The sequence below is a fragment of the Pseudomonas sp. P1_C12 genome, assembly GCF_056406435.1.
The window spans coordinates 311,135-333,377 of record NZ_JBFUAE010000004.1 but is presented as its reverse complement, the minus strand read 5'-3'; the positions used below and the strand labels follow the sequence as shown (position 1 = coordinate 333,377).

The 22,243-nt window shown below is 60.4% G+C and carries 22 protein-coding genes; 14 read left to right on the top strand and 8 right to left on the bottom strand.

Annotated elements, in window-relative coordinates:
* Positions 1-48 precede the first annotated feature (48 nt).
* The 3 genes from AC1D19_RS08820 to AC1D19_RS08810 are packed head-to-tail and all read left to right on the top strand — an operon-like array spanning position 49 to position 2,995.
* Positions 49-1,191, top strand: coding sequence for an ABC transporter ATP-binding protein (locus tag AC1D19_RS08820; protein WP_477762980.1), 1,143 nt, complete (start codon positions 49-51; stop codon positions 1,189-1,191).
* A gap of 35 nt (positions 1,192-1,226) precedes the next feature.
* Positions 1,227-2,108 (top strand): ABC transporter permease subunit, encoded by an 882-nt coding sequence (locus tag AC1D19_RS08815; protein ID WP_477753094.1) that lies wholly within the window; start codon positions 1,227-1,229, stop codon positions 2,106-2,108.
* Positions 2,105-2,995, top strand: a complete 891-nt coding sequence (locus AC1D19_RS08810; RefSeq protein ID WP_008015386.1) for an ABC transporter permease subunit — start codon at positions 2,105-2,107, stop codon at positions 2,993-2,995. The genes AC1D19_RS08815 and AC1D19_RS08810 overlap by 4 nt, the downstream gene beginning before the upstream one ends.
* A gap of 89 nt (positions 2,996-3,084) precedes the next feature.
* Here AC1D19_RS08810 and AC1D19_RS08805 read toward each other — a convergent pair whose 3' ends face one another.
* Complete coding sequence (locus AC1D19_RS08805; RefSeq protein WP_477762979.1) at positions 3,085-3,726, bottom strand: HD domain-containing protein; 642 nt, start codon at positions 3,724-3,726, stop codon at positions 3,085-3,087.
* A gap of 305 nt (positions 3,727-4,031) precedes the next feature.
* Here AC1D19_RS08805 and AC1D19_RS08800 point away from each other — a divergent pair, with 305 nt between their 5' ends.
* A complete protein-coding gene (locus AC1D19_RS08800) occupies positions 4,032-4,997 on the top strand; it encodes a GlxA family transcriptional regulator (protein ID WP_477762978.1) in 966 nt (321 codons plus the stop codon).
* 145 nt (positions 4,998-5,142) lie between these two features.
* Here AC1D19_RS08800 and AC1D19_RS08795 read toward each other — a convergent pair whose 3' ends face one another.
* Positions 5,143-7,542 carry a penicillin acylase family protein gene (locus tag AC1D19_RS08795; protein WP_477762977.1) on the bottom strand — a complete coding sequence of 800 codons (2,400 nt, stop codon included), beginning with the start codon at positions 7,540-7,542 and terminating at the stop codon, positions 5,143-5,145.
* A gap of 103 nt (positions 7,543-7,645) precedes the next feature.
* Positions 7,646-8,227 carry a DUF6436 domain-containing protein gene (locus tag AC1D19_RS08790; protein WP_477755147.1) on the bottom strand — a complete coding sequence of 194 codons (582 nt, stop codon included), beginning with the start codon at positions 8,225-8,227 and terminating at the stop codon, positions 7,646-7,648.
* Positions 8,228-8,323: 96 nt separating this feature from the next.
* On the opposite strand from AC1D19_RS08790, the gene bipL reads away from it, so the two are divergent.
* Positions 8,324-9,271 (top strand): phospholipase BipL, encoded by a 948-nt coding sequence (gene bipL / locus AC1D19_RS08785; RefSeq protein WP_477762976.1) that lies wholly within the window; start codon positions 8,324-8,326, stop codon positions 9,269-9,271.
* 125 nt (positions 9,272-9,396) lie between these two features.
* On the opposite strand, the gene AC1D19_RS08780 is transcribed toward bipL, so the two are convergent.
* Positions 9,397-10,149 (bottom strand): DUF2059 domain-containing protein, encoded by a 753-nt coding sequence (locus tag AC1D19_RS08780; RefSeq protein ID WP_477755145.1) that lies wholly within the window; start codon positions 10,147-10,149, stop codon positions 9,397-9,399.
* A 108-nt stretch (positions 10,150-10,257) separates the two neighbouring features.
* Here AC1D19_RS08780 and AC1D19_RS08775 point away from each other — a divergent pair, with 108 nt between their 5' ends.
* Both AC1D19_RS08775 and AC1D19_RS08770 read left to right on the top strand, forming a co-directional pair.
* The gene (locus AC1D19_RS08775; RefSeq protein ID WP_150757513.1) at positions 10,258-10,890 is read left to right on the top strand and encodes a 2OG-Fe(II) oxygenase; all 633 of its coding nucleotides are present in this window, start codon (positions 10,258-10,260) and stop codon (positions 10,888-10,890) included.
* Between the two features lie 2 nt (positions 10,891-10,892).
* Positions 10,893-11,378 (top strand): 2-thiouracil desulfurase family protein, encoded by a 486-nt coding sequence (locus AC1D19_RS08770; protein ID WP_477762975.1) that lies wholly within the window; start codon positions 10,893-10,895, stop codon positions 11,376-11,378.
* A 124-nt stretch (positions 11,379-11,502) separates the two neighbouring features.
* On the opposite strand, the gene AC1D19_RS08765 is transcribed toward AC1D19_RS08770, so the two are convergent.
* Positions 11,503-12,093: a transporter substrate-binding domain-containing protein gene (locus tag AC1D19_RS08765; RefSeq protein ID WP_477762974.1), complete on the bottom strand. Its 591-nt coding sequence runs from the start codon at positions 12,091-12,093 to the stop codon at positions 11,503-11,505.
* Between the two features lie 136 nt (positions 12,094-12,229).
* On the opposite strand from AC1D19_RS08765, the gene AC1D19_RS08760 reads away from it, so the two are divergent.
* Complete coding sequence (locus AC1D19_RS08760; protein ID WP_477762973.1) at positions 12,230-12,655, top strand: DUF4399 domain-containing protein; 426 nt, start codon at positions 12,230-12,232, stop codon at positions 12,653-12,655.
* A gap of 61 nt (positions 12,656-12,716) precedes the next feature.
* Here the strand turns inward: AC1D19_RS08760 and serA are convergent, their stop codons facing one another.
* Positions 12,717-13,946, bottom strand: coding sequence for a phosphoglycerate dehydrogenase (serA, locus tag AC1D19_RS08755; protein WP_477762972.1), 1,230 nt, complete (start codon positions 13,944-13,946; stop codon positions 12,717-12,719).
* Positions 13,947-14,150: 204 nt separating this feature from the next.
* Here serA and AC1D19_RS08750 point away from each other — a divergent pair, with 204 nt between their 5' ends.
* The 4 genes from AC1D19_RS08750 to AC1D19_RS08735 all read left to right on the top strand — a co-directional run bounded on the left by AC1D19_RS08750 (position 14,151) and on the right by AC1D19_RS08735 (position 18,346).
* Positions 14,151-15,545, top strand: a complete 1,395-nt coding sequence (locus tag AC1D19_RS08750; RefSeq protein WP_033052123.1) for an FAD-binding oxidoreductase — start codon at positions 14,151-14,153, stop codon at positions 15,543-15,545.
* A 39-nt stretch (positions 15,546-15,584) separates the two neighbouring features.
* Positions 15,585-16,250 (top strand): fumarylacetoacetate hydrolase family protein, encoded by a 666-nt coding sequence (locus AC1D19_RS08745; RefSeq protein WP_007995532.1) that lies wholly within the window; start codon positions 15,585-15,587, stop codon positions 16,248-16,250.
* Positions 16,251-16,395: 145 nt separating this feature from the next.
* Positions 16,396-17,322 (top strand): SdiA-regulated domain-containing protein, encoded by a 927-nt coding sequence (locus tag AC1D19_RS08740; protein WP_477762971.1) that lies wholly within the window; start codon positions 16,396-16,398, stop codon positions 17,320-17,322.
* Between the two features lie 106 nt (positions 17,323-17,428).
* Positions 17,429-18,346, top strand: a complete 918-nt coding sequence (locus AC1D19_RS08735; RefSeq protein WP_477762970.1) for an SdiA-regulated domain-containing protein — start codon at positions 17,429-17,431, stop codon at positions 18,344-18,346.
* Positions 18,347-18,466: 120 nt separating this feature from the next.
* On the opposite strand, the gene rpiA is transcribed toward AC1D19_RS08735, so the two are convergent.
* Positions 18,467-19,141, bottom strand: a complete 675-nt coding sequence (rpiA, locus tag AC1D19_RS08730; RefSeq protein WP_477762969.1) for a ribose-5-phosphate isomerase RpiA — start codon at positions 19,139-19,141, stop codon at positions 18,467-18,469.
* Between the two features lie 281 nt (positions 19,142-19,422).
* Between rpiA and ilvA the strand changes: the two genes are divergently transcribed.
* Complete coding sequence (gene ilvA / locus AC1D19_RS08725; protein WP_007982951.1) at positions 19,423-20,937, top strand: threonine ammonia-lyase, biosynthetic; 1,515 nt, start codon at positions 19,423-19,425, stop codon at positions 20,935-20,937.
* A 39-nt stretch (positions 20,938-20,976) separates the two neighbouring features.
* Positions 20,977-21,402 carry a DUF2269 domain-containing protein gene (locus AC1D19_RS08720; protein WP_477762968.1) on the top strand — a complete coding sequence of 142 codons (426 nt, stop codon included), beginning with the start codon at positions 20,977-20,979 and terminating at the stop codon, positions 21,400-21,402.
* A gap of 86 nt (positions 21,403-21,488) precedes the next feature.
* Here the strand turns inward: AC1D19_RS08720 and AC1D19_RS08715 are convergent, their stop codons facing one another.
* Positions 21,489-22,145: a histidinol-phosphatase gene (locus AC1D19_RS08715; protein ID WP_477762967.1), complete on the bottom strand. Its 657-nt coding sequence runs from the start codon at positions 22,143-22,145 to the stop codon at positions 21,489-21,491.
* Positions 22,146-22,243 lie beyond the last annotated feature (98 nt).

Below are 22,243 nucleotides of genomic sequence, written 5' to 3'. Positions count from 1 at the left end.
TGGCTCACCTTGAGCGAACTGCACTCTTTTTTTCTGGGAGTTTCGTAAATGGCAGTTGCCTCCGGCGCCTATAAGAAAGCCCTCGAGGGCGACCAGTCACCTAAACAGGTGCTGGTCAAAATCGACCGGGTCACGAAGAAGTTCGACGAGACGATTGCCGTGGACGATGTGTCCCTGGAAATCAAGAAAGGCGAAATTTTCGCCCTGCTCGGCGGTTCGGGATCGGGCAAGTCCACGTTGCTGCGCATGCTCGCAGGTTTCGAACGGCCCACGGAGGGGCGCATTTTCCTCGATGGCGAAGACATCACTGACATGCCGCCCTACGAGCGGCCGATCAACATGATGTTCCAGTCCTACGCCTTGTTCCCGCACATGACCGTGGCGCAGAACATCGCCTTCGGCCTCAAGCAGGACAAGCTGCCGAACGCTGAAGTCGATGCCCGCGTGGCCGACATGCTCAAGCTGGTACAGATGAGTCAGTACGCCAAGCGCAAGCCGCATCAGTTGTCCGGCGGCCAGCGTCAGCGTGTGGCCCTGGCCCGTTCCCTGGCCAAGCGTCCGAAGCTTTTGCTGCTCGACGAACCGATGGGCGCACTGGACAAGAAGCTGCGTTCGCAAATGCAGCTGGAGCTGGTGGAGATCATCGAGCGCGTCGGCGTAACCTGCGTCATGGTGACCCACGACCAGGAAGAGGCCATGACCATGGCCGAGCGCATCGCGATCATGCACCTGGGCTGGATCGCCCAGATCGGCAGTCCGATCGACATCTACGAAACCCCGACCAGTCGCCTGGTCTGCGAATTCATCGGTAACGTGAACATCTTCGAAGGCGAAGTGATCGACGACGCCGAAGGCCACGCGATCATTACCTGCCAAGACCTGGATCGTCAGATCTACGTCGGCCACGGAATCAGCACTTCGGTGCAGGACAAGTCGGTTACCTACGCGATACGTCCGGAAAAACTGCTGGTCACCGCCGACATGCCGACCTGCCAGTACAACTGGTCCAGCGGCAAGGTGCACGACATCGCCTACCTCGGCGGCCATTCGGTGTTCTACGTCGAACTGCCAAGTGGCAAGCTGGTGCAGTCGTTCGTGGCCAACGCCGAACGTCGCGGGCAGCGTCCGACCTGGGGTGATCAGGTCTACGTGTACTGGGAAGACGACAGCGGCGTGGTACTTCGCTCATGAACATGCGCAAATTCAAACGTCGTCTCGATCGAATAATTCCCGGTGGCCGTCAGATGGTCATCGGCATTCCATTCATCTGGCTGTTCCTGTTCTTCATGCTGCCGTTTTTCATCGTCCTGAAGATCAGCTTCGCCGAAGCGGACGTGGCCATTCCGCCGTACACCGAAATCTACAGCTACGCCGAGCAGAAGCTGCAGTTGCTGCTTAACCTGGGCAACTACGCGATGCTGGCCGGTGACGAGCTGTACATCGCCGCTTACCTCGGCTCGTTGAAGATGGCGCTTTTCAGCACCATCCTCTGCCTGCTGATCGGCTACCCGATGGCCTACGGCATCTCCGTTGCCCGCAAGGAAATGCAGACGGTGCTGGTGCTGCTGATCATGATGCCGACCTGGACCGCGATCCTGATCCGCGTTTATGCGTGGATGGGCATCCTCAGCAACAACGGTCTGCTCAACGGTTTCCTGATGAGCATGGGCTGGATCGACGAACCGCTGCAGATCCTCAACACCAACCTGGCGGTCTACATCGGCGTGGTCTATTCCTACCTGCCGTTCATGATCCTGCCGCTGTACGCCAACCTGGTGAAGCACGACCAGAGCCTGCTGGAAGCCGCGTCGGACCTGGGGTCGAGCACCTTCAACAGCTTCTGGAAAATCACCGTGCCGCTGTCGAAAAACGGCATCATCGCAGGCTGCATGCTGGTGTTCATCCCGGTGGTGGGCGAGTTCGTGATCCCGGAACTGCTGGGCGGTCCGGAAACCCTGATGATCGGTAAAGTACTCTGGCAGGAGTTCTTCAACAACCGTGACTGGCCGGTGGCGTCTGCCCTGGCGGTGGTGATGCTGGCGATCCTGATCGTGCCGATCATTCTGTTCAACCGCAGTCAGGCCAAGGAAATGGAGGGTAAAGAATGAAGCGCTTCCGTTTCTCCAGCCTGATGCTGGTACTGGGTCTGTTGTTTATCTACCTGCCGATGCTGATCCTGGTGATTTACTCGTTCAACGCCTCCAAACTGGTAACGGTGTGGGGCGGCTGGTCGATCAAGTGGTACGTCGGCCTGCTCGACAACACCCAGCTGATGGGCTCGGTGGTGCGTTCGCTGGAAATCGCCTGCTACACGGCGGTGGCGGCGGTGGCACTGGGTACATTGGCAGCGTTTGTCCTGACGCGCATCACCCGTTTCAAGGGCCGTACCCTGTTCGGTGGCCTGGTGACTGCGCCACTGGTGATGCCTGAGGTGATCACCGGTCTGTCGCTGTTGCTGCTGTTCGTGGCCATGGCGCAGATGATCGGTTGGCCGCAGGAACGCGGCATCGTCACCATCTGGATCGCCCACACCACGTTCTGTGCGGCCTATGTGGCGGTGGTGGTCTCGGCGCGTTTGCGCGAGCTGGACCTGTCCATCGAAGAGGCGGCCATGGACCTCGGTGCGAAACCGTGGAAGGTGTTTTTCCTGATCACCATTCCGATGATCGCCCCATCGCTGGCAGCGGGCGGCATGATGTCCTTCGCGCTGTCGCTGGATGACCTGGTGCTGGCGAGCTTCGTGTCGGGCCCAGGTTCCACGACCCTGCCGATGGAAGTGTTCTCGGCGGTGCGCCTTGGGGTCAAGCCCGAGATCAACGCCGTGGCCAGCCTGATCCTGCTGGCGGTGTCGATCGTGACCTTCATGGTCTGGTTCTTCAGCCGTCGTGCCGAAGAAAGCCGCAAGCGTGCGATCCAGCAAGCGATCGAAGAAGCGGCAGCCGATTCGTGGAAGCAACCGGACGTGCGTCGCGCACAGGCACCGGAAGCGGCTTAACAGCAAAAGATCGCAGCCTGCGGCAGCTCCTACAGAGGAATACGGTTCCCTGTAGGAGCTGCCGCAGGCTGCGATCTTTTGATTTTTGGTTAGGTCACCCAAGGGGATTTGCGAATGACCTCGACGAAATTCATCGGCTTGAACCCCGGCTCCTGATCTACCAATACGTCAGTCTTCACATTACCGAACGTGGTCTGCGGACGATGGCGCAAACCGTCGGCAAATGCGCAGATGATGCACTCCTTGAATCCCTCGCCCCGCGGATGTGCATGCACCACTGCTTTGCGCTGCACGCTGGAAAACGCCGCGTAGTCCATGCCCAGCACGTCCATCTCGACGCCAGCCGTGACCAGCGCCACGGTGGGACGCAAGTGCTGAGGCACGCCCGGTGTGGTGTGCAGGGCAATCGATAGCCAGACCTGTTCGATGTCGTCATCGCTCAATCCGTAAGGCTTGAGAAATGCGGCTGCCGCATTGGCACCGTCGACTTCGAAGCGCTCGTTGTCGCTGCGATGACCTTGCACCAGGCCCAGGTCATGGAACATCGAGCCGACGTACAGTAACTCCGGGTTGTAGGCCAGTTGCTTGCGCTCACCGCTCAGTGCACCGAACAGGAAGACCCGGCGCGAGTGGTGGTAGAGCAGGTCCGATTCGATGTCACGGATGTATTCGGTGGTGGCCTTGGCCAGTGCGCTGTCCGGGATCCTGATGCCGGCGATGGTGGTGCTCATGGAGTATTCCTCGTCGTGAACGCCCTGGTGGCGCTGAGGGATTCAGTCTGTTCCGGGCCCCAAAACCGGACAATCGATCCATGGCTGCGATCCCGGCCAATGAGCGTGCATATCGCGCCAACCTCGCTTGTTGGACCTGGATTGGCTAGGGTGCATGCAGACCCTGTAGGAGCGAGCCTGCTCGCGATGCACGTGAGGGCGCCGCGTACATCCAGGTAGCCCCCGTCATCGTTGATGTCCATCGCGAGCAGGCTCACTCCTACAGGTGAGCGTTGCAATCAGTAGCATGAGAGGCGCTTCGAACCATGAGTAAAACCGTTGCCATCGTGGTGTTCGCCGGTGTCCAGTCGCTGGATATCACTGGCCCCATGGATGTGTTTTCCGAGGCCAATCGTTTCCTCGCCCCGCAGGATCACTACCGGCTGGAAGTGATCGGCGTCGAGCACGGAATGATGGCGTGCTCCAACGGTTTGGCGCTCAATGCCCATCGGCATTTCAGCGAAGCGCTGGAGGCGTATGACCTGTTGCTGGTGGCCGGGGGGCCGCAGTTGCCGTTCATGGATTTCGGTGTGGCATTCGATGGCTGGTTGCGCGATGCCTGTGTGCGGGCCAAGCGCTTCGGCTCGATCTGCAATGGAGCGTTTATGCTCGCTCGGGCGGGGTTGCTGGAAGAGCGCACGGTCACTACCCACTGGAATGATGCGTCGGCGCTGGCAATGTTGTGCCCGTCGACCCGGGTTGAAGCGGATCGCCTTTACGTAGAGGACGGGGAGCTGTTCACCTCGGCCGGGGTCACTGCAGGCATCGATCTGTCCCTGTACCTGCTGGGCCGGGATCACGGGCCGGAAGTGGCGCTGAATGTCGCCAAGCGGCTGGTGGTGTTCACCCAGCGTTCGGGTGGGCAATCGCAATTCAGCCCGTTCCTTACGCCCCACGCCGAACCGACTTCGGCGGTGGCGATGGTCCAGCATTACGTGCTGGCCAACCTGACGGGAGATTTGACCATCGCCGACCTGGCCAATGCCGCCAATATGAGCGCACGCAACTTCTCCCGGGTGTTCGCCAGGGAAGCGAAAATCACCCCGGCCGAGTTCGTCGAGCGGGCACGGGTCGATGCGGCGCGGGTGATGCTCGAAAGCACCCGCGCGCCGCTCAAGACTGTGGCCTATCAATGCGGCTTTCGCGATGCCCAGCACATGCGCAGTGTGTTCAATCGTAGATTGGGGGTGACGCCGCAGCAGTTTCGGTTGAATTTTGCGGCGATGGTTTGAGGAGACATTGTTGTTGTCTGTCAGGTCCCCATCGCGAGCAGGCTCGCTCCTACAGGGATCGCTGTCGAACACAAATTTTGTGAACACCAGAAAAACCTGTAGGAGCGAGCCTGCTCGCGATGTGGCCAGCCCGGCCAGCAAAAATCTATGGCGCAGCCCGCGCCGGCAACAGCTTCAAGGTGCTGCGGGTATTGGCCGTGACTTCTTCGTCATTGAGATGCGCCTGGAAGTACATCCCCTCGACGTAGGCCTCGGCCTGATCATCATAGTGACTGTCGAACAGTACGCCGCTCTGGCCGACCGGGTTGACGGTCAGGCTGTGGGCCGGGTCGGCGAAGTCGATCAGGCGCCGGGTCGAAGGGCCGTAGGTGACAGGCCACGGAGCCGGGCCGATCTTCGCCGAGAGGTTGTTCGGCACTTCATGGGTGCCGGGTGCGGCGAAGGGGCCGATATTGAAGAACAGGTCCAGCGGCTTCTGCTGCCCCAGCGGATGGCCATGGGTCAATGTGTGCGCCTTGCCCCACTGCCATTGCGCGGAGTCTGCACCGAGGGTGGTCTTGAGGTGCGCGATGCTGGCTTGCCAGGCTGCCTTGACCGTGTCGACACGGGTTTCCTTGCCGAGTGTGCCGCGGTTGTCCCACCACGGCGAATCGGCGCTGGCGGTCAGGCGGGGCAACGCGGCGTCGATCACCCGGGTCGAGAGCAGCGTCTCGAAGAAGTCGTTGCCCAGCTCATCGTGCATCGTCGCGTCAGCCAGGTTGAACAGGAACTGGTTGAACAGCGTGGCGCTGGTGGAGTCGAGCGGGTAATCGCCTTTCCACTGGGCCAGTTGCTCCACCAGTTTGAGTTCGGCGGGATCGCTCACCACTTCGCGCAACACCGGCAACAGCGGTGCCAACAGGCGCGGGCCGTAGGCGGTGGTGGTGCCCAGTTGCAGCAGCTGGCTGTTTTCCAGGTCCCATTTGACGGCCTTTTCGCTGAGCTGGCGATTGAGTTGCTGACCGCGATCGGCAAGGTTGTAGTAGCCGGGAATCTCCATGCCGGTCGGCGACACCGGCTGGAAGTTGGCCGAGACGATGTAGCCCCGCGCCGGGTTTTCTTCCTGGGGGTTGGCCGTGAACGGGTAGAAGCCATCCTTGTCCGCCTCGGCAGTGCTGCCGTCGAGGATGAACCACGGGCGTACGCCCGCCGGACGTTTAGGCAATTGCGCCGCCGCCCACCAGCCGATGTCACCCTTGGCATTGGCCCAGACAACGTTCAGGCCCGGGGCCTGGATTTTTGCCGCGGCACCACGGGCCTTGGCCAGGGTGTCGGCGCGATTGAGCTGGTAGAAACCCTCCAGGATCGGATTCTGGCTTTCGAGAAACGCCCACCACATGGCAATCGGTGTCTTGCCGACGCCGTTGCCCAAGGCATCGTTGACGATCGGACCGTGGGGCGACTGGCGCAGCACCAGCGTCACCGGTGCCTGGCCCTTGACCGCGATTTGCTGCTCGCTGGTCGTCATGTCCACCCACTTGCCGCGATACCAGACCTGATTGGGGTTGTCCGGGTTGACCTTCTCGGCGATCAGGTCGAGGTCATCGTTCTGGAACATGGTGATGCTCCAGCCGAAGTCGTGGTTCATGCCCAGGGAGGCGAACGGCATCAAGGCCTGATAGTGGCCGTAGAGTTCAAAGCCCGGAGCCGAGAGCTGCGCTTCGTACCACACCGACGGCGCGGAAAAACGGATATGCGGATCACCCGCCAGCAGCGGCTTGCCGCTTTGGGTCCGGCTGCCCGCGACGACCCAGGCGTTGCTGCCCTCGAACTGTGGCAGGCCGCTGTCAGCCAGGGCCTGTTCGCTCAGGCGGGCGAGGGCATTGAGGTCTTTCCAGTCGGCGCTGGCCAATGTGGGGGCGGTCCCATTGAGCACGCCTTTTGGCTGCCAGTCGAGATCGAAGATGTTCAGGTATCCGGGCCCCAGTTGATCGCGCACGAATGTCAGCAAGGGTTCGGTACGAAATGCCGCGGCAAAACTGTAGGCCATGTAGCCGGCGATGCTGATGGTGTCCTGGGCGGTGAACGGGCGTTTTGGAATGCCCAGCACATCGAACTCCACGGGTTTTGCGTGGCTGTCCTGATACTGGTTGATGCCGTCCAGATAGGCTTGCATGGCGATGAAGGAGGGCGACTGCTTGTCGAGGTTCGCGAAGTAGGTTTCGGCGCGTTCGCGAATGCGCAGGCTGCGCATCAGTTTGTCGGTGTCGAGCAGTTTCGGCCCGAGCACTTCAGCCAGCTCGCCTCGGGCCAGGCGACGCAGGACTTCCATCTGGAACAGGCGGTCCTGGGCATGGACGTAGCCGAGGGCGCGGTACAGGTCGGTTTCGTTTTCGGCGCGGATGTGCGGGACGCCGCGCTCGTCGTAGCGCACGGTGACCGAGCCTTGCAGGTGTTGCAGTTCCACCATGCCCTGGCGTGACGGCTGCTTGCTGTAGAGGTATCCGCCGGCCCCGGCGGCCAGCACGACGATCAACAGCACGAGAGCGGTCAGGCTGCGTTTCATGGCGACTCCTTGTTGTTATTGTGATTCCTGGCGCCACTGTGTAACACGGCGCGCCGATATGGCGCATCGCCCGTAGGAGGGATTCGTATTGGCGCGTTTTTCCCTATTTCGCGGGATCGACAGGCCACGGGCAATAACACCCCACGGCCAGTGTGTGCGTGGCACTCACCGCACGGCCTTCATCCAGCGCTTGCAGGATCGGTTCGATAAAGCTGTTGCTGGAGTTGCAGGTCAGGCCTTCGCTGTACGGGCCGAAGTACGCCAGTTTGCCGCTGCGATCCCAGATCGCCACGGCCGGGCTGGCGGGGATCTGTTCGGAACCGGGCAGGATGTCGATGGATTTGAGGCTGCTCAAGGTGCCCGGCAACTGGCCGTGGCTTCCGGGTTTTTGCACGACATAGAATTCCACGCCATGGGGTACATAGCGCTCGACCAGTTCGGTCAGGTGTTGTTGATTGCCGACATTGCACGGGCAGGCCGGGTCCCAGAAATGCACCAGGCGGATGGCGCCAGGGCCGGCGAGGGATTCGGGAAGGCGTAGCGGATCACCCGAAAACATCGCGGTGTGCTCGCTGAACGTGCGCAGGTAACGCCCCTGGAACCAGTCGTAGGCCGCCCACAACACGCCGGCACACACCACGGCGAGCAGGCAGGCAAACAGGGCGGCGCGAAAGGGCGAGTGCATCGGTTCAGTCCTCGAAGGTCGGCTAGCTTGCCATGCTTGCCGCGACAGAAGAATATCGCAGGCCTATAAAGTCTGTTTCACGTTCTGGAATCGTCCATGCCGGCTACTTTCGACCCTGATCTTCTACGCGCCAGCTTGCTGCCTCTGGCAGCCGGGCAGCCGTTGTCAGCACAGGCGCAGGCTTACCGGCGATTCTACGGGCTGGATTTTGCGCAGTGTCAGGTGCGCAGTGGCCTTGGGCGGTTCGAGGTCGATGGTTATGAGCTGGTCAGCCAGTTCTGGTGGCCCGAGCGAGCCAAGGCGACGCTGTTTGTCATCCACGGTTTCTACGATCACACCGGGCTCTACCGGCATGTGATCGAGTGGGCGCTGGACCAGGGCTTTGCGGTGATTGCCTGCGACTTGCCGGGGCACGGCCTGTCCAGTGGCGAACGGGCGAGCATCAAGGATTTCGCCGAGTATCAGGACGCGTTGCAAGGGTTGTTCGGCGAGGCGCAATCCCTCGACTTGCCGCAACCGTGGCACCTGTGCGGGCAGAGTACCGGCGGGGCGATCGTGATTGATCATGTGTTGAATGCGGGGGCGAACAGCCCGGCGCAGGGTCAGGTGATTCTGCTGTCGCCGCTGGTGCGGCCGCGGGCGTGGGGTTGGTCGCAACTGAGTTACTACCTGCTCAAGCCTTTCGTTAAAGCCATCGCCCGGCGTTTCAGCGAGAACTCCAACGACCCGGCGTTTTTGCCGTTCCTGCAAGCAGATCCGTTGCAGCCGCTTCGCCTGCCGACGGCCTGGGTGGGTGCATTGGCGCGCTGGATCAAACGCATCGAGGCCGCCCCCATGAGTACCCGCCGGCCGTTGATCGTGCAGGGGCAAGCCGATATGACGGTGGATTGGGAGCACAACCTGGAAGTGTTGCGGGGCAAGTTTGATCGGCCGCAGGTGCTGATGCTGCCCGAGGCACGGCATCATCTGGCGAATGAAACGCTGGTGATGCGGCAGGAATTTTTCGGGTTTTTGAGCAAGCGGATCAAGGGCCGGAATCCTTAGCGTCTGTGCCGGCCTCATCGCGAGCAGGCTCGCTCCCACAGGGGGCAGGTGTGCGCAGATCCAATGTGGGAGCGAGCCTGCTCCGGGCGGCGTTCCGACGATAGCGATCTATCTGGCTCTAAATATCACTGGGTCAGATTCGAATTGCTCTGCCCCACCGCCAACCCCGCCCGAATCGCAGCCAATGCGGCCTGATAATAAGCCTGGCCTTCCGAAGATTCAGCAAAGGTCGCGAACTCTTCCAGCTCGTCGTCCGACAGGTCGCGATAGACATACAGCAGTGTGTTGTTGAGGTCGCTGCCGATCTGGTCCATCAGGCGCTGGCGCTGGCCGTTGAGCATGCCCTGGGCCTGGCCGGCACCGAGCAACCCCGGGATCATCGAACTCAAGCTGTCGGCGGCAACACCGGCAATCGCCAGGCTGACTTCCGCGCCGGCCTCGCGTGCGGGCAGGGATTGTGCCAAGTGGCCGATGATCAGCAGGCGGCTGTCGCTGGCCTGCATCTTCGGCAGGCCCTTGGCGTTTTTCGCCAGTTGGTCGCGACGGGTCGCCAACAGCTCGGCGGCGACGATTTTCTTGCCCAAGGGCGATTGGAAAAACGTCAGCGCGGGTTTGGGGTTGGCGAGGTTCTTGCGCAATTGCGCTTCGGCACGCTGGTCCACCGCCTTGGCGGAAAAACGCTGATTGCTGTTATTGACCAGTGCCTGAAACACCGCCGGAGGCAGGCTGCCCTGGTAGCGTTGCTGAGCAGCCGAGAGGGCGTCGTTGAAATGCGCGCGTTGTTCCGGCCAGCCGGCGACCTTGTACAACTGGTCGTGGCCGTCTGCCCAGGCGGGCAAGACGCAGAACAGCAACAGTGATAAAAGCAAACGGCGCATAGGGACTCCAGTCAGCAGGCGACTATTCTCCGTGCGGCATCCGTACTTGTCGAGAATTCGTATCAACCCGCTGCGCGGCTCTGTCGGATTTTCGGGCACAGGAATACTATGCGCGGCATGCAAATATCCTCTGATCACCCGCTGCTGTTACGAATCGTCGATGACCTGGCCGAGCACGGCTGGTCGCAGCAGAATATTTTCCTGCCTCTGGATCTGACCCGAGCGCTGGCGGGCGAGTGTCGCAAACGTGCTGCCGAGGGTGAGCTGGCTCCGGCCGCTGTGGGCCGTGGGCCGTCATCGGAGATCCGCGAAGGGATTCGTGGCGACCATATTCAGTGGATCGACCCCGGCCAGGCCGAGGCTTGCGACAGCTACCTGAGTTTGATGGACAGCCTGCGGGAGGCGATCAATCGCGGTCTGTTTCTCGGCCTGGAGGATTTCGAAAGCCATTTTGCGATGTACCCGCCCGGGGCGTTCTACCTGAAGCACGTCGACCGCTTTCGCGATGACGACCGGCGCATGGTTTCGGCGGTGGTTTACCTCAATGACGCCTGGCTTCCCGAACACGGCGGCCAGTTGCGCATGTACCTCGACAATGATCGCGTCCACGACGTGCAACCTATTGGCGGCTGCCTGGTGGTGTTTCTCTCCGGAGAGGTTCCCCACGAAGTCCTGCCCGCGACCCGGGATCGCCTGTCGCTGACCGGCTGGTTCCGCCGGCGCGGCAACGAGCCGTTTTGATCATGCAGAAAATTCTCGTCAGCCGCTGCCTATTGGGTCACCGCGTCCGTTACGACGGCGGGGCCAGCGGGCCGTTCGAACAGCTCCAGCAGTGGCTGGATGAAGGTCGGGTCGTGCCATTGTGCCCAGAGGTCGCCGGTGGCTTGCCAACGCCACGGCCGGCAGCGGAAATTCCAGGCGGGCAGGGCGCGCAAGTTCTCGACGGCCAGGCGTTGGTGATCACTACCGAGGGCGAGGACGTCAGTGCGCAGTTTCTGTCGGGGGCGTATCAGGTGCTGGAGCTGGTACAAAAGCATGGCATCCGCATCGCAGTCCTCAAGGCCAACAGCCCGTCCTGCGGCAATCTGCTGACCTATGACGGGACGTTCAGCGGCGTGAAGGTCAGTGGCGAGGGCGTGACAGCGGCGCTACTCAAGCGCCACGGGGTGCAGGTGTTCAGTGAGCTGGAGTTGCCGCAAGCGGCGGCAGCCTTGGCAACACTGAGCTAACACCGAGCACCCCTCCTTGTAGGAGCTGGCTTGCCAGCGAAGAGGGCGTCACAGTCGATAAAAATGTTGGCTGGAAGACCGCCTTCGCTGCGATGCGGCGACCCGACAAGCCAGCTCCTACAGGTTATTGTTTCGGCACCACACCCACACCGGCATCCGCCCCCAACCACTTCTGCTCCAGCGCTTGCAGTCGCCCGTCATCCTTGATCCGCTGCAATGCGTTTTCCAGGCTGGCATGGAACGCCGGATTACCCTTCTGAAACGGAATCGCCAGGTTTACGGCCGGGTTGGTTTTGGGCTTCTCTTCTGTCAGCGACTGCACCAGCAGAATGGAGCGCGGCTCTTCTTTCTGCGCGATCAATTGCGCATGGGTTTGAATGTAAGGTTCGCTGAAGTCGAAACGATCCTGGAGATCCGGGGTCGCTGCTATGTGGTTGATGGCGATGTCGTATTTGCCGCTTTCGACGCCAGTCAGCAGGTCGCTGCCGTCGGTGACGACAAAGTCGGCCCGGACATCGAGTTCACTTGCCAGCAGTTGGCCCAGTTCGACTTCGAAACCGGTGAGCTTGTCGTCATCCTTGAAATTGAATGGGGGGGTGTTGGCTTCAACGGCAATGCGCAATTCGCCCCGGTCGTTGATGTCATCAATCAGTTCGGCATGAGCCAAAGGGCTCAAAAGGGGTAGCAGGCAGATCAGGCCAGGCAGAAAGCGCATGGTCACTCCTTTGAATTTATTATCGCGGACCCTCTGATTCAGGCTCGCTTTGCTATGGTTGTCGAGTGCCTTCGACAACAAATGGCCATGAAGTTGTCATGACCACGCGAATTTTACGGAAAAACTGGAGAAGAGAATGAAAACCTTTATGTCACGTGCTGCTTTGGCTGGCCTGTTGATGGGTGTTTCGGTGCTGGCCAGTGCTGCAACACCGGCTCCGAAAGGCGCCGAAGTGTCCATTGTTTCTCCCACGGACGGTGCGACGATTCCACAGACAGTCGTCGTCAAGTTCGCGGTCGAGAACATTGCCCTGGCACCGGCGGGCGATACCACCAAGAACACCGGCCATCACCATGTGCTGATCGACGTCGATGAGCTGCCAGCCGCCGGTGCGCCGATCCCCAAGGATGCCAACCACCTGCATTTCGGCGGTGCGCAGACCCAGGCTGAAATAACGCTCACGCCGGGCAAACACACCCTGCAGCTTGAACTGGGCGATAGCAACCACATGCCGTTCGATCCGCCGATCGTTTCCGAGAAGATCACCGTCAATGTGAAATAAAAAAAGGGAGCCCCCTTCGCAGGGGCTCCCTTTTTATTACATGCAAGCTCGCCGCTGTTCTTTAGAACAGCACGCGGCTACGGATGGTGCCGTTGACGTGTTGCAGCTTCTCTTGCGCCAGGTCCGAGTACTCGGCGTCGACGTCGATCACCACGTAGCCGACCTTTTCGTTGGTCTGCAGGAACTGACCGGAGATGTTGATGCCGTTTTCGGCGAAGACCTTGTTGATCTCGCTGAGCACGCCCGGGATATTTTCGTGGATGTGCAGCAGGCGGTGCTTGCCAGGGTGAGCCGGCAGGGCCACTTCCGGGAAGTTCACGGACGATACCGAAGTACCGTTGTCGCTGTACTTGACCAGTTTTTCTGCCACTTCCAGACCGATGTTGGCCTGGGCTTCAGCGGTGGAACCGCCGATGTGCGGGGTCAGGATCACGTTGTCCAGGCCACGCAGCGGGCTTTCGAACTCTTCGTCGTTGGAGCGTGGCTCCACCGGGAATACGTCGATGGCCGCGCCGATCAGGTGCTTGTCCTTGATCGCGTCCGCCAGGGCATCCAGTTCTACCACGGTGCCGCGGGCGGCGTTGATCAGGATGCCGCCTTTCTTGATAGCGCGGATTTCCTTCTCGCCCATCATCCACTGGGTGGCGGCGGTTTCCGGTACGTGCAGCGAAACGATGTCAGACATCGCTAGCAGCTCGTGCAGCTTGCCTACCTGAGTAGCGTTGCCCAATGGCAGCTTGGTGATGGTGTCGTAGAAGTACACCTGCATGCCCAGGCCTTCCGCCAGGACCGACAGTTGAGTACCGATCGAGCCGTAGCCGACGATGCCCAGCTTCTTGCCACGGATTTCGAAGGAGTTGGCCGCGCTCTTGATCCAGCCGCCACGGTGGCAGGAAGCGTTCTTCTCAGGGATGCCGCGCAACAGCAGGATCGCTTCGGCCAGCACCAGTTCCGCTACGGAACGGGTGTTGGAGTACGGCGCGTTGAACACCGCGATGCCGCGTTCGCGGGCAGCGTCCAGGTCGACCTGGTTGGTGCCGATGCAGAAACACCCTACAGCCACGAGCTTCTTCGCGTGATCGAAGATCTCTTCGGTCAGTTGAGTGCGGGAGCGAATGCCGATGAAGTGAGCATCAGCGATCTTTTCCTTGAGCTGGGCTTCCGGCAGAGAACCAGTGAGGTACTCGATGCTGGTGTAGCCCGCCGCCTTGAGGACGTCGACAGCCGATTGGTGGACGCCTTCGAGAAGAAGGAACTTGATCTTGCTCTTATCGAGAGAAGTCTTGCTCATCTGCGTAAACCTGTATCCCGGAGAAAAATGGCAGGAAATGGTCAACAGACGCTGACCCGAACGGCATGACAGCCGTCGCCGCAGAATAGCCCTTGGGCACTATCCTACGGGGTCGGTATGCTAGCATATGCGCCCCGCTAAACACTCATTCCTGCGACGTGAAGCGTTCTCAGGATGACCATGAATTGTTCGAGAGTTCTGTCGATGACCAATCCTGCCCTGATTGAAGAGCTGAAGACCCTGGTTGAGCCTGGCAAGGTGCTGACCGATGCCGACTCCCTGAATGCTTACGGAAAGGATTGGACCAAGCATTTCGCCCCGGCCCCGACCGCCATCGTGTTCCCCAAGACCACCGAGCAGGTCCAGGCCATTGTCCTGTGGGCCAATAAACACAAGGTGGCGCTGGTGCCGTCCGGCGGTCGTACCGGGTTGTCCGCCGCTGCCGTGGCGGCCAATGGCGAAGTGGTCGTGTCGTTCGACTACATGAACCAGATCCTCGACGTGAACCTCACTGACCGCACGGCCGTTTGTCAGCCGGGCGTCGTCACCGAGCATCTGCAGAACGTGGCCGAAGAAAAAGGCCTGTACTACCCGGTGGACTTCGCTTCGGCAGGATCGAGCCAGATTGGCGGCAATATCGGCACCAATGCCGGCGGGATCAAGGTGATTCGCTACGGCATGACCCGTAACTGGGTCGCTGGCATGAAAGTCGTCACCGGCAAGGGCGACGTGCTGGAACTGAACCGCGACCTGATCAAGAACGCCACCGGCTACGACATGCGTCAGCTGTTCATCGGCGCCGAAGGCACCCTCGGTTTCGTGGTCGAAGCGACCATGCGCCTGGATCGCGCACCGAAAAACCTCACTGCGATGGTTCTCGGTACCGCCGATTTCGACTCGATCATGCCGGTGCTGCACGCCTTCCAGAGCAAGCTCGACCTGACCGCCTTCGAATTCTTCTCCGACAAAGCCCTGGCCAAAGTCATGGCCCGTGGCGATGTACCGGCGCCGTTCGAATCCGACTGCCCGTTCTACGCATTGCTGGAATTCGAAGCGACCACCGAAGAAGTGGCCAACCACGCCCTGGAAACCTTCGAGCACTGCGTTGAGCAGGGCTGGGTGCTGGACGGCGTGATGAGCCAGAGCGAAACCCAACTGCAGAACCTGTGGAAGTTGCGCGAATACATCTCCGAAACCATTTCCCACTGGACGCCGTACAAGAACGACATTTCGGTCACTGTGTCGAAAGTTCCGGCGTTCCTGAAAGAGATCGACGCGATCGTCGGCGAACACTACCCGGACTTCGAGATCGTCTGGTTCGGCCACATCGGCGACGGCAACCTGCACTTGAACATCCTCAAGCCGGATAACCTGAGCAAGGACGAGTTCTTCGCCAAGTGCGCCACCGTCAACAAGTGGGTGTTCGAAACCGTCGAGAAGTACAACGGTTCGATCTCTGCCGAGCACGGCGTGGGCATGACCAAGCGTGACTACCTGACCTACAGTCGCTCCCCGGTCGAGATCGAGTACATGAAAGCGGTCAAGGCAGTGTTCGACCCGAACGGCATCATGAACCCGGGCAAGATCTTCGCGGTTTGATCTGCAATCCTTAAGCATCCATGAAGGCAGGAGTCGGTAATGAGCTATCAGCACCAGTATGTCGACGGTACGCGTATTCATTTCCCGCTGGGGAAAGTGGTGTGCATCGGCCGTAACTACGCCGAACACGCCAAGGAACTGGATAACCCGGTGCCGACCGAGCCACTGCTGTTCATCAAGCCGGGCAGTTGTGTGGTGCCGCTGGAAGGTGGTTTCAGCATTCCGACCGAGCGTGGTTCGGTGCATTACGAAGCGGAAATCGCGGTCTTGATCGGCAAGCCGTTGTCGACCAAACCGAGCCGTGAAGAAGTGCTCGACGCCATCTCCGGTTTCGCCCCGGCCCTGGACCTGACCCTGCGCGACAAGCAGGCCGAGCTGAAATCCAAGGGCCTGCCCTGGGAAATCGCCAAGTCCTTCGACGGCGCGGCAGTGATTGCCCCGTTCGTGTCCGGCAGCACGTTTGCCGACCTGACCGACATCGGCATTCGCCTGACCATCAACGGCGAAGTACGCCAGGACGGTAACAGCAGCGCCATGCTCAACCCGATCGTGCCGATGATCCAGCACATGGCCGGCTGCTTCTCGTTGCAGGCCGGTGATGTGATTCTGACTGGCACACCAGTGGGCGTCGGTCCGCTGAATGTCGGTGATGAGATCGTTCTGGAGTTGCCGGGCGCCAGTCGGTTCACCAGCAGCGTTCGCTGATCACGCCACGCCCAATGTAGGAGCTGGCTTGCCAGCGAAGAGGCCTTAACATTCAACATCCATGTTGTCTGTTGCACCGCTTTCGCTGGCAAGCCAGCTCCTACAGCTATTACCCCTAGCCTGAATTTCTGGAACGCATTCTCCGATGGCCACTTCTCCGCTTTCCACGCTTAAACCTGCCCGCCGCTCACGCTTCGCCCTGCGTTGGCACACCTGGCTGCTGCTGGTGGCCGTTGTCGCCTATGGCGTCGCCTTTGCCATGCATTGGGATGCGCGGGGCCTGCTCTGGGTGAAAGAGCAATTCAAGAGCCCGGCCGAGCGTCAGGCCAGTATCTGGCTTCCGGACTACCGCGCGGTGATCGATGCGAAGCCGTTGCCTGGCATGGAAAAGGACGAAGCGTCGGATCTGTCCTACGACCCCCAGACCAAGACCCTGTTTTCGGTCATGGGCAAGAACCCGTTTCTGGTCGAATTGAACTTGCAGGGCGATGTGCTGCGCAAAATGCCGTTGGTCGGCTGGAGCAACCCTGAAGGCGTCACCGTGCTGGGTGACGGCCGAATGGCGATTGTCGATGAGCGCGACCACCTGATCGCCATCGTCAAGGTCGATGCCGACACCCGCGAACTGAACATCACCGATTTCCCGACATACGACCTCGGGCCTTCCAAAGACCAGAACAAGGCCTTTGAAGGTGTCACCTGGGATCAGCGCAATCAGCAGCTGCTGCTGGGCGAAGAGCGCCCGCCGGCATTGTTTGCCTGGAAAGGTGACGGCAAGGTCCTTTCCGGCGACAAGCTGAAGTTAGCCAGTCATGCGCTGGACATGCGCAACCTGTCGGCACTGGCCATCGACCCGCGAACCGGCCACATGCTGGTGCTGTCCGCCGACTCGCACCTGCTGCTGGAGCTGGACAAGAAGGGTGAGCAGGTCAGTTTCATTACGCTGCTGCGTGGCTTCAACGGCCTGAAAAATACCATTCCCCGTGCCGAAGGCGTGACCATGGATGAAGCGGGCACGCTGTACATGGTGAGTGAGCCGAACCTGTTTTATCGCTTCGAAAAACAGAAGTAACCAGCGCCTGCGCTGATTGCCTGTACGTAAAAGGCCGGCGGCCATTAAGCTTCAGTTCAGACAGGCGTGATATTTCATCCGCCTGTATTGAACCTGAGCCCCCCGAATGCGTCGATTTGCCCGCCTCAAATTCCTGATTCTGATCCTGTCGGTGGTCTCGCTGATTGCGTTGATTGCACTCGGCCAATACCAGCGCCTGTTCGAGCGTGCCTGGTTCAATCTGCACGCGCTGTGGCAACCGGTGAGTTCCCGGTCCATGGGGCTGGACCATTATCAGGTCGTGACCGAGGCGCGGGTGATCGATGGCCAGGTTGACAACGTTTCAGCATTGACCTACGACCCTGTGCGCGACAGCCTGTTCACCGTTACCAATAAGCGAAGCGAGTTGATCGAGTTGTCCCTCGACGGCAGGATCTTGCGTCGTGTGGCACTGGTCGGTTTCGGCGATCCCGAGGCGGTGGAGTTCATCAGCGCGGACACCTACGTGGTCACTGACGAAAGCCAGCAACGGTTGATCAAAATTCATCTGGAGCAGGACACGACCTTCGTCGACGCGGCAGACGCCGAACAGATGACTGTTGGTGTACACATGGGCAGCAACAAGGGCTTCGAGGGCTTGGCTTACGATTCAGTGGGCAAGCGCCTGTTCGTGGCCAAGGAGCGCGACCCGATGCTGATCTATGAGGTGTACGGTTTTCCGCGATTCAATCCTGAAGAATCCTACTCGGTGCACGTGATCAACGACCCCAAGCGTGATGCCGGGATGTTTGTGCGGGACCTGTCGGGTTTGCAATACGACGAGCGCAGCGGGCATTTGCTGGCGCTATCGGATGAGTCGCGATTGATTCTGGAACTGGATGTGGATGGGCGTCCGCTGAGTACAATGTCATTGAGCAAGGGGCAGCACGGCTTGCAGAAAAACGTACCGCAAGCGGAAGGGGTTGCCATGGATGACGACGGTACGCTTTACCTCGTCAGTGAGCCAAACCTGTTTTACGTTTTCAAGAAACCGGGACAACCCTGAAGCTTGCCCTGCTTGTGTAGGAGCTGGCTTGCCAGCGATGAGGCCATGACATTCAGCATGTTTGTTGGCTGTTACACCGCTATCGCTGGCAAGCCAGCTCCTACAAAGGCTGTGTGTGGCTTACTGCGCGCGCAGAGTCTTCACACCTTCGCTGGTACCCAGCAGCAGCAGATCCGCTGGGCGCGCCGCGAACAAACCATTGGTGACCACGCCGACGATCGCATTGATCTGCGTCTCCAGCTCCACCGGATTGGTGATCTGCATGTTGAACACGTCGAGGATGATGTTGCCGTTGTCGGTCAGTACGCCTTCGCGGTAAACCGGGTCGCCGCCGAGCTTCACCAGCTCGCGGGCCACGTGGCTGCGGGCCATCGGGATCACTTCCACCGGCAACGGGAAGGTACCGAGGGTCGGCACCAGTTTGCTGGCATCGGCGATGCAGATGAAAGTCTTGGCCACGGCCGCGACAATCTTCTCGCGGGTCAGGGCAGCGCCGCCGCCCTTGATCAGGTTCAGGTGTTCGTCGCTCTCATCGGCGCCGTCGACATAGAACTCCAGGTCGCTGACGGTGTTCAGTTCGTACACCGGAATGCCGTGGCCCTTGAGGCGCGCGGCGGTGGCTTCGGAACTGGCGACCGCGCCGTCGAACGCACCTTTGTGCTGGGCCAGGGCGTCGATGAAGCAGTTGGCGGTGGAGCCGGTGCCGACCCCGACGATGCTGTTGTCGTCGAGTTTCGGAAGGATGAAGTCGACGGCGGCCTGAGCCACTGCCTGTTTGAGTTGATCCTGGTTCATGCGGGCTCCGGAGTGCCGAGGAGGGAACGAAAGGCCGGCATTATAGGCTTCGGGGCGGGGAAGGTCATTGCCCGATTGGCAGGTCGACCGTTCCTTGTAGGAGCGAGCTTGCTCCGGGCGGCGATCCGACGATGGTCGTGAACGATAACGCGTGAAAATAGATGTGCAGCGGTGCCATTGCGTTTTTCGCGAGCAAGCTCGCTCCTACAACTGGTGGTCGTGCGGCCAAAATGCGGGTTAGACTCCTTGATCCTGCCCAACCCGCTCAGTGATGCTTTCCGATGCTTGAACAGTACGTCAAAAAGATCCTCACCTCGCGCGTTTATGACGTTGCCGTAGAAACCCCGCTGCAGACTGCCCGCCAGCTCTCTGAGCGGCTGGGCAACAGCATTTGGCTCAAGCGCGAAGACTTGCAGCCGGTGTTCTCGTTCAAGATTCGCGGCGCCTACAACAAGTTGACCCAGTTGAGCGACGAAGAACGCGCTCGCGGCGTGGTCACCGCGTCGGCGGGCAACCATGCCCAGGGCCTGGCCCTGGCGGCGAAGGTGCTGGGTGTGAAGGCGACCATCGTCATGCCCAAAACTACTCCGGAGATCAAGGTCGAAGGCGTGCGCTCACGTGGCGGCAAAGTGGTGCTGCACGGCGATTCGTTCCCGGAAGCCCTGGCTTACTCGCTGAAACTGGTCGACGAAAAAGGCTACGTCTACATTCACCCGTACGACGATCCCCACACCATTGCCGGGCAGGGCACCGTGGCAATGGAGATTCTGCGCCAGCACCCGCAGCCACTGGATGCGATTTTCGTCCCGGTGGGCGGCGGCGGGCTGATCGCCGGCATCGCGGCGTACGTGAAGTACCTGCGCCCGGACATCAAGATCATCGGCGTCGAACCGGATGACTCCAATTGCCTGCAAGCCGCCATGGCGGCGGGCGAGCGTGTGGTGCTGCCGACCGTGGGCCTCTTCGCCGACGGCGTTGCGGTGGCCCAGATCGGTCAGCACACCTTCGATATCTGCAAAGACCATGTCGATGAAGTGATCACCGTCAGCACCGACGAAATCTGCGCAGCCATCAAGGATATCTACGACGATACCCGCTCGATCACCGAACCTGCCGGCGCTTTGGGCGTGGCCGGGATCAAGAAGTATGTCGAGCAGCGCGGCGTCAGCGGCCAGACCTTCGTGGCCATCGACTCCGGGGCCAACGTCAACTTCGATCGCCTGCGCCACGTCGCCGAGCGTGCGGAACTGGGCGAGGGCCGCGAAGCGATCATCGCCGTGACCATTCCCGAGAAGCCGGGCAGCTTCAAGGCGTTCTGCGAGGCCATCGGCAAGCGCCAGATCACCGAATTCAACTACCGCTACAACACCGGCAGCGAAGCGCACATCTTTGTCGGTGTGCAGACCCACCCGGAAAGCGACCCGCGCAGCGCGTTGATTGCCAGCCTGAGCGAGCAGGGTTTCCCGGTGCTGGACCTGACCGACAACGAACTGGCCAAGCTGCACATCCGCCATATGGTGGGTGGGCGTGCGGCGCATGTGGTCGATGAAGTGATCCTGCGCTTCGAATTCCCGGAGCGTCCGGGCGCGCTGTTCAACTTCCTCAACAAGCTTGGCGGGCGCTGGAACATCTCGATGTTCCACTACCGCAACCATGGCGCGGCCGATGGCCGTGTCGTCGCGGGCCTGCAAGTGCCCCATGACGAGCGCCACCTGGTACCGGCGGCGCTGGAAGAAATCGGTTACCCGTACTGGGACGAAAGCGACAATCCGGCCTATCAGCTGTTTCTTGGCTGAGGGGCTACGCTGATGGGCGGGTCATAAGGAAATCGAACAATGGAAACGTTAACTGCCCTGAAAGCGGCGCACATGGTGGCAACTGTTGTATTGCTGGCTTGTGCGCTGGGTCTGGGAGCCTGGGTTTTGCTTGCGCGGCGCAAGGGTGATGCGACGGCGGGAAGCCGCACCCTGCAACGGCCACGTGTATTTGTCTGGCTGTTGATGGGGTTGGCGCTGCTGAGCATGCCGTTTACCGGCTGGTGGATGGTGCATCTGGTGGGCTGGCCATTGGGGCAGACCTGGTTGCTGGCGTCCAGTGTGCTTTACGCCTTGGCGGCGCTGGCTTGGTTCTGGTTGCTGGTACGCCTCAATAAACTGCGCAAGACGCCGGGGGGTGTAGGTAAATTCACCTTTGCCTTGGCGTTGTTCAGTTTTGTCTGTTTTGTTGCCATTGCCGGTTTGATGGGGGCCAAGCCTGTTTGACCCAAAAAGATCGCAGCCTTCGGCAGCTCCTACAGGTGTGCGCGATACCCTGTAGGAGCTGCCGAAGGCTGCGATCTTTTGCTTTATCAGTCGCGCAACGAAATCACCGGCCAACCCCGCTTCTCGGCCTCGGCCCGCAAGTTCGGATCAGGATCAACCGCCACCGGATGGGTCACCTGCTCCAGCAACGGAAAATCATTCATCGAGTCGCTATAGAAGTAGCTGTCTTCCAGCGTATACCCGGTTTCCTCCAGCCAGCGATTCAAGCGCGTCACCTTGCCTTCGCGGAAGCACGGCACATCAATGCTGCGCCCGGTGTAGCGGCCGTCGACCATCTCGCACTCGGTGGCGATCAGGGTTTCGACGCCCAGGCGCACGGCAATCGGCCCGGTGACGAAGCGATTGGTGGCAGTGATGATCACCAGTTTGTCGCCGGCTGCGCGGTGTTTGGCCAAAAGGTCGATGGCCTTGGGCAGCACGATCGGTTCGATGCAGTCACGCATGTAATCGCTGTGCCACTGATCCAGCGTGGCCATTTCGGTGCGGCCGAGAACTTCCAGGCAGAAGTTCAGGTAAGCGGCATTATCGAGTTTGCCGGCCAGGTAATCCTGGTAGAACGCATCGTTGCGAGCCTTGTAGGCGACGGCGTCGAGAAAGCCGCGCTCGCACAGGTAATCGCCCCAAGCGTGATCGCTGTCACCGCCCAGAAGGGTGTTGTCCAAATCGAATAAAGCCAGGCGCATTGCAGTTACCCGCTGAAAAGTCAGTAAAAAGGCGACAAGAATACGGTCTTTTCACAAGAGTGCACATAAGGTAGGAACCTTCGTTGCCGCCTTCACAA